The sequence below is a fragment of the Mycobacterium sp. P4_H6 genome, assembly GCF_056400845.1.
Window position 1 is genome coordinate 23,618 of record NZ_JBFUKN010000080.1, and the last position, 6,532, is coordinate 30,149.

The 6,532-nt window shown below is 65.7% G+C and carries 5 protein-coding genes and 1 pseudogene; 4 read left to right on the plus strand and 2 right to left on the minus strand.

Features of this window, described 5'->3' with window-relative positions; translation table 11 throughout:
- Positions 1-74: 74 nt before the first annotated feature.
- Complete coding sequence (locus AC1DTF_RS25390; RefSeq protein WP_477476077.1) at positions 75-1,826, plus strand: alpha/beta hydrolase; 1,752 nt, start codon at positions 75-77, stop codon at positions 1,824-1,826.
- A gap of 19 nt (positions 1,827-1,845) precedes the next feature.
- Here the strand turns inward: AC1DTF_RS25390 and AC1DTF_RS25395 are convergent, their stop codons facing one another.
- Entirely contained in the window at positions 1,846-2,973 is a 1,128-nt protein-coding gene (locus tag AC1DTF_RS25395; protein ID WP_477476078.1) for a substrate-binding domain-containing protein, read from the minus strand.
- Between the two features lie 57 nt (positions 2,974-3,030).
- Here AC1DTF_RS25395 and AC1DTF_RS25400 point away from each other — a divergent pair, with 57 nt between their 5' ends.
- The 3 genes from AC1DTF_RS25400 to AC1DTF_RS25410 all read left to right on the plus strand — a co-directional run bounded on the left by AC1DTF_RS25400 (position 3,031) and on the right by AC1DTF_RS25410 (position 6,207).
- Positions 3,031-3,396, plus strand: coding sequence for a MarR family winged helix-turn-helix transcriptional regulator (locus AC1DTF_RS25400; protein ID WP_057167849.1), 366 nt, complete (start codon positions 3,031-3,033; stop codon positions 3,394-3,396).
- Positions 3,397-3,916: 520 nt separating this feature from the next.
- Positions 3,917-5,161, plus strand: coding sequence for a formamidase (fmdA, locus tag AC1DTF_RS25405; protein WP_477476079.1), 1,245 nt, complete (start codon positions 3,917-3,919; stop codon positions 5,159-5,161).
- Positions 5,161-6,207 carry an alpha/beta fold hydrolase gene (locus AC1DTF_RS25410; RefSeq protein ID WP_477476080.1) on the plus strand — a complete coding sequence of 349 codons (1,047 nt, stop codon included), beginning with the start codon at positions 5,161-5,163 and terminating at the stop codon, positions 6,205-6,207. Before fmdA ends, AC1DTF_RS25410 begins: the two co-directional genes overlap by 1 nt.
- A 6-nt stretch (positions 6,208-6,213) precedes the next feature.
- Here AC1DTF_RS25410 and AC1DTF_RS25415 read toward each other — a convergent pair.
- A pseudogene (locus tag AC1DTF_RS25415) lies at positions 6,214-6,532 on the minus strand (4-hydroxy-2-oxovalerate aldolase); the annotation flags it as partial.

Consider the following 6,532-nt stretch of genomic DNA (forward strand, 5'->3'; position numbering starts at 1 on the left):
ACGAAAGTGGCAGAAACTGCCAAGCGTGTCGCTTAATCGCCTCGGGGGCGTGCGCGCTGTGGTACAGCTAACACATGGGCAACGGGGGAGCTGTCGGTCGGGTCGGTGCGTTGGCGGTGGCGTTGGGGATCGGATCTGCGGTGATGGTCGGAGGTTGCCCGATCGCGGCGGCCGACTCCGCGGGCACATCGCGGGTGTCGGGCAACGCCACATCCGCCGAGCAACCCGCACCTTCCGAGCAGAACGAGAGCCCGCCGCGCAGCGTCGATACCGACCCCACCACCCGCAACCCGGTCGAGGACATCGCGTCCCGGGTACGTGGCGCGCTGCGCGATGCATTCGGTCGCCGAAGCCCGCAACGCGCCGAAGGCGTCACCACCCCTGGCAGTGACACCCGAGAACGCAAACGGGCCGAGCGTGAAGAAGCGGCTCTCACCCGACCCGACAAGCGAGTCACCCTGGCGTCAGCGGACGCGGCAGATCCGAACACCGATCCAGGGCGCGAGCCGATCGACTCGGCAACCGTCGAGCACGAATCGATCGCCGGCATTCCGCGGTCTGCACCCGCGACGACCATCGAGGTGCGGGCCGCCGCGGACCAACGCGCACCGGCCATCCACCGAGGCTTGGTCGGCACCGTTGTCGCAGCAGTGCGACAGGTGTTCGCGCCACTGTCGGCGAATTCGACTCCTGATACACCGGCGGTCACTCCGGCCGCCTGGGTGCTGCTCGCCGCCGCGCGACGTGAGATCAACCAGACGATGCATCCGCGAATGGCGCAGGCCGGCGGGGTGGTAGCAGAACGGCAACTTGAAGCCACCGCTGCATCGACCACCTTGGCACCGGGAATCGTGGTGCCACCCGAACTTTCGGACAAGGTGACCGCCACCGGTAAGCCATCACTGATGGGCATCATCACGGTGCGCGCCATGGAGGTGATCAAGCGGGTCAGCCAGTTCATCGGCGTCAACATCACCATGCAGTTGGGCCGGGTGATCACCACGCCCACTCCGCCGTGGTTCACCACGATCGGTCTCGACGTCACCAAGGACACCTACGAGGGTGGTGATGTCTGGGTGATCTCCCGCCCGAACCCGACCGACGAACGCGTGATCGCGGTGCACGGCAGCGGATTCATCTTCAACCCCAACATCATCCACTGGATGGACTATGCCCAGATGGCGCGCGAAACCGGCGCCACGGTGATCGTGCCCCGATATCCCTTGATCCCGAACGGTGGCACCGCGGCCAATTCAGTCCCCGCCATGGCCGATTTCATCGCCAACGAGGTGCAGACGTACGGCGCCGAGAATGTCAGCGTCTACGCCGATTCCGCGGGCGGCACACTCTCAGCACTGGCTGTGCAGAAGATCGTCCGCGAGTGCAACGGCAACTCGGAGTGCCTGGCGACCAGGGTTCCATCCCGAATGGTGCTGCTGTCGCCCGGCCTACAGGGAGAAGACGCGTACACCGATCCGAACGTGGCGCTGGTGAACGACCCGGTCGTGTGGCTCACCGAGGCCGACAAGGAGTACTACGGCTCGTGGGCCAGCGGTCCGGAAGAGCTCTGGAACCCGATGATCGGCCCCACCGAGGGCATGCCGCCGACGGTGATCTACGTCGCCTCACGCGAGCAGTCCGCCCCCGGCGCCCTGCTCTACGCCGCACGCCTGGTCAACGCGAACCCCACCGCCGATATCTCCGTGGTGATCGGGATGGGGCAGATCCACGACTGGGCGCAGGGCGGCTACCTGCCGATCAATTCCCAGGCGGCGAAGTACCGTCGCGCCATCTACCAGCAGCTGGGAATCCTCGACGTGACCTGACGGCGCCAGGCGCTTTCGCTCAGTGGACCCTGGCGATGACGTCGAGTTCGACGCCGCGCGCCACGGCGAGGTGCACCGGGTGGCGGGCCGCCCCCTGCCGGAGATCGACCGGTCCGTGTGGGGAATCCCAGCCCCAGCCGTCGAAGGCGCGCCTGGCGTCTTCGACGGTGGGCACCGAGGCGCCGGCGATCCCGGCCAGGAGGTGCACCCCGGAGTAGGTCGTCTCGGCCATCGTCCCCGGTTGTGGTGCGGCCGACTCATCTATCGGCCCGGTACCGTTGACCAGGTCGAATGCCCGGGTGAATCCGGCAGTGAATTCAGCGGCCGACGCCGATGCCAGCCCCGCGAACCAGCCCGCTGAGACGAAGAGGTTTCTGGTTGCGCCGCTTCCGCTGGCCAGTACCACGGTCTCGTCGGTGAACGGGCTGAAGCGGGCCACCGTGGCATCCAGGCCGGCCCCGGCGAACGCCCTGTTGAAGCGCACCGCGTCGGATCCCACCAGCAGGGTGACGACACCGTCCGGTTCGGTCGCGGCGATATCGGCCAGCACCTGCTCCCAGGCATGCGGATCCTGCACACCCAACGGCACGAACCGCTCCCCGAGGATGGAGATGTCGGAACCCTCCAATCCCGCCCGGGTCGCCGCCGCCGAACCGCGCGGCCACACGTAGTCGTTACCGACGATGAACCACCGGCGTAACCGGAGTTCGGTGCGCAGCCAGCGCAACGAGGCAATGATCTGGTCCCCGGGTACCTCACCGCTGCACAGCACACCGTCACTGCGCTCGCCACCCTCGTATGCGGCGGCGTACACGTAGGGGATCCTGCCGCCGACCACCTTGGCGATGGCCTGCCGGGCATTGGACAGATGCCATCCGGTCACGGCATCGATGGAGCCGGCCTCCATCAGGTCCCTGATGCTGCCGGCCACCGCGGCCGGATCGCCGCCGGCATCGACGTGGACGAACTGCACCGAGCGGCCGGCGACCCCGCCGGATGCGTCGATCTCCGCGGCGGCCAGTTCTGCCGCCGCGTGGCATTGGAGCCCGAATATCCCCGCCGGACCGCGACGCGGCAGGGCCAACGCCACCCGGAACTCGGTGCGCTGTGCACGAGATCGTTCCGCCCGGGTGGCCGCATCTGGCATGCTGTGGACTCCCGGGATCACTTCCACCGGCGCATCGTTCGATCGAGAAGGCAAGTCATGGACGACCTCGTCGAGGTACTCGCGTTGCTTCGGCGCGCCGCCGTCGTCGCTGCCGAGATCGACGGCGCGCTCGCCGGTACCGACCTCACCGTGGACCGCTGGCGCGCCCTGCACGTCGTGCACCACCGTCCGGGATGCTCGATGTCCGACATCGTCGAGGCACTGGCAGTTCCGTCCACTTCCGCGACACGCATCGTCGATGCGCTGGTCGAACTCGGCGCGGTCTACCGCACCGTGTCGCAGCAGGACCGCCGCCGAACCACTCTGCGATCGTCGTCGCATGGTGCCGAACTCCTTCGAGCCGCGGAGTCAGCAATCACCCCAATGGTTTTCCTCAAGGAAAGTGACCCCACGCCAATCTAGGACGTGCGTGTTGCACCAGTGTAAATCCGCGTGGCCGGGTGTATGCCTCGATCGACGACGGACGTGACAGCCCGGTGAACTTCGCGCTCCGGCCGGGCGCATCGCGCGTTATCTCTTGACGTCGCGCTCGGCGGGTGTAGGTTCGACATTATTCCCAAATGGGAACATTGTGGTCGACCAGTGGAGGCTCACGTGCCACGTTACCGCTACCGTTGCGCCGTAGACGGCCCCTTCGAACTGCACTTCACCATCGGCAGCGCCCCCACCTCCGTGGAATGTCAAACGTGTTGCGGCACAAGCAATCGCGTGTATTCACTGGCAGGGATGCTGACCTCCGACCCGGTCGGCGCGCGCATACTCGACCTGCATGCGGAGTCCCAGTCGGCGCCCACCGTCGTCCGCAGACCGGCCGGCACCGCAGAAGGGTCGCCCGGTCGCTACGCGGACCCACGCCACCGGCTGTTGCCCAGACCGTAGAAACCGCAGTGTGAGAACACTTTCCGATACCGAGGAGTCATGCATGCCTGAGCTCATCTTTCCCGTCGATCAGAGCAAACCGTTCCGCGAGCAGCAGCTCGTCGGCCACAACCGATGGCATCCCGACATCCCGGCCGTGGCGACGGTGAAATCGGGCGACAGCTTCCGCGTCGAGTCCAAGGAATGGTTCGACGGCACCATCGTCAACACCGATGATGCCAACGATATCCGCGACTGCGACCTGTCGATGGTGCACCAGCTCTCTGGCCCGTTCGCGGTCGAAGGCGCACAACCCGGCGACCTGCTCGTCGTCGATATCCTCGACGTCGGCCCGGTACCTCAGCAGACCGGGCCGGTGGCCGGCCAGGGCTGGGGATACACCGGGATCTTCGCCAAGGAGAACGGTGGCGGATTCCTCACCGACTGGTTTCCCGCCGCCTACAAGGCGATCTGGGATTTCACCGGCCAGAAGGCGACCAGCCGACACGTCCCTGGCGTGGAATTCACCGGCCTCATCCATCCGGGACTGATGGGCACAGCACCCAGCGCCGACCTGCTGGCCAACTGGAATCACCGGGAAGCCCAGCTCATCGCCACCGACCCGGACCGGGTGCCGCCCCTGGCGTTGCCACCGCAACCGTCCAACGCGGTGTTGGGCAGTCTGACCGGGGCCGACTATGAGCGGGCTGCTGCCGAAGCCGCCCGGACCGCACCACCCCGGGAGAACGGCGGCAACCAGGACATCAAGAACCTGTCCAAAGGCAGCCGGATCTTCTACCCGGTGTTCGTCGACGGTGCCAACCTGTCGCTGGGTGATCTGCACTTCTCCCAGGGGGACGGGGAGATCACCTTCTGCGGCGCCATTGAAATGGGCGGTTATATCGATCTGCGGGTGGAGATCATCAAGGGCGGTATGGAAACCTACGGCGTCACCACCAACCCGATCTTCATGCCAGGCATCGTCGACCCCCGATATTCCGAGTTCCTGACGTTCGTCGGATTCTCGGTGGACCGCAACGGAACTCAGCACTTCCTGGACTCCACACTGGCCTACCAGAACGCCTGCCTCAACGCCATCGAGTACCTCTCCAAATTCGGTTGGACCAAGGAGCAGGCGTACCTGATCCTTGGCGCAGCCCCCGTGGAGGGGCGTCTCTCCGGCGTCGTGGATGTGCCCAATTCGTGTGCCACGCTGTATGTCCCGACCGCGATTTTCGATATCGACATACGGCCGTCGACCACCCCACCGCGGCTTGTCGACCGCGGTCAGTGCGCGGTGAGCAACTGATGCCGGCACCCACCGACGCCGAGTATTTCGATCTCGGCGATGTCACCCTGCAGAACGGCCGCACGCTGCGAAACGCCCGGCTCGCCTTCAAGACCTACGGCGAACTCAACGCCGACAAGTCGAACGTGATCGTCTACCCGACCTGGTATTCGGGCTGGCACACCGACAACGAGTGGCTCCTCGGTGCGGGACGGGCGCTCGACCCTGCCGAGAAGTTCATCATCATCCCGAACATGCTAGGCAACGGCCTGTCTTCGTCGCCGTCCAATACGCCGGCGCCCAATGACGGACCCCGTTTCCCGGCAGTCACGTTCTACGACCAGGTCGAAGCGCAGCATCGGCTGGTCACCGAGAAGTTCGGCATCTCGTCGATCGCGCTGGTGACGGGCTGGTCGATGGGAGCGGGACAGACGTATCAGTGGGCGGTGAGCCATCCCGAGATGGTGCAACGGGCTGCGCCGTTCTGCGGTTCCAGTATGACCGCACCGCACAACAAGGTGTTCCTGGAATCCCTGGTCGCAGCGATCACTGCGGATGCGGCATTCCGGGAGGGCGATTACGACCCGGACAAGCTGCCGGTCAAGGGATTGCGTGCGTTCGCACGGGTCTACTCGGGCTGGGGCTACTCGCAGGCGTTCTACTGGCAGGAGACATGGCGCGAGCTCGGCTACACCTCGTTCGACGACTTCCTGTACGGGTTCTGGGAAGGCTTCTTCCGTGACGGTAGGGACCCCAATAACCTGATCGCGATGATCGGTACCTGGCACAGCGGAAACGTCGGCAATACACCGGGTTTCGACGGTGACGTGAAGAAGGCGCTCGCCGCCATCAGGTGTCCGCTACTGGCCATGCCCGCCGAGAAGGACCTCTACTTTCCGCCCGAGGACGAGCAGTGGGCAAGTCAGTTCATCCCGCACGGCGAGGTGAGGGTCATTCCCGGCATCTGGGGACACTTCGCCGGAGGCGGCGCCAACGCCGCCGACACCGACTTCATCGATGCCGGCCTGCGCGAACTCCTCGCCGCCCCCGGCTACTCGCCGGCCTAGCGATGCTCAGGCGTTCTGCGCCTCTTGTTCGCGTTTGATTTCCAGGGCGATGTCGATGAGTTGGTCTTCCTGGCCGCCGATGAGCTTGCGCTGCCCGGCACGGTGCAGCAGCTGATGCGCCGGGACGCCGTAGCGCTCGGACTGGCGGATGGCGTGCTTGAGGAAGCTGGAGTACACCCCGGAGTAGCCCATGATCAGGGCGTTGCGGTCGAGCAGGCATTCGGCGGGCATGGCCGGGCGGACCACATCCTCGGCGGCATCGGCGATCTCGAAGAAATCGATACCGGTCTTCACGCCGATCTTGTCGAAGACACCGATCATGGCC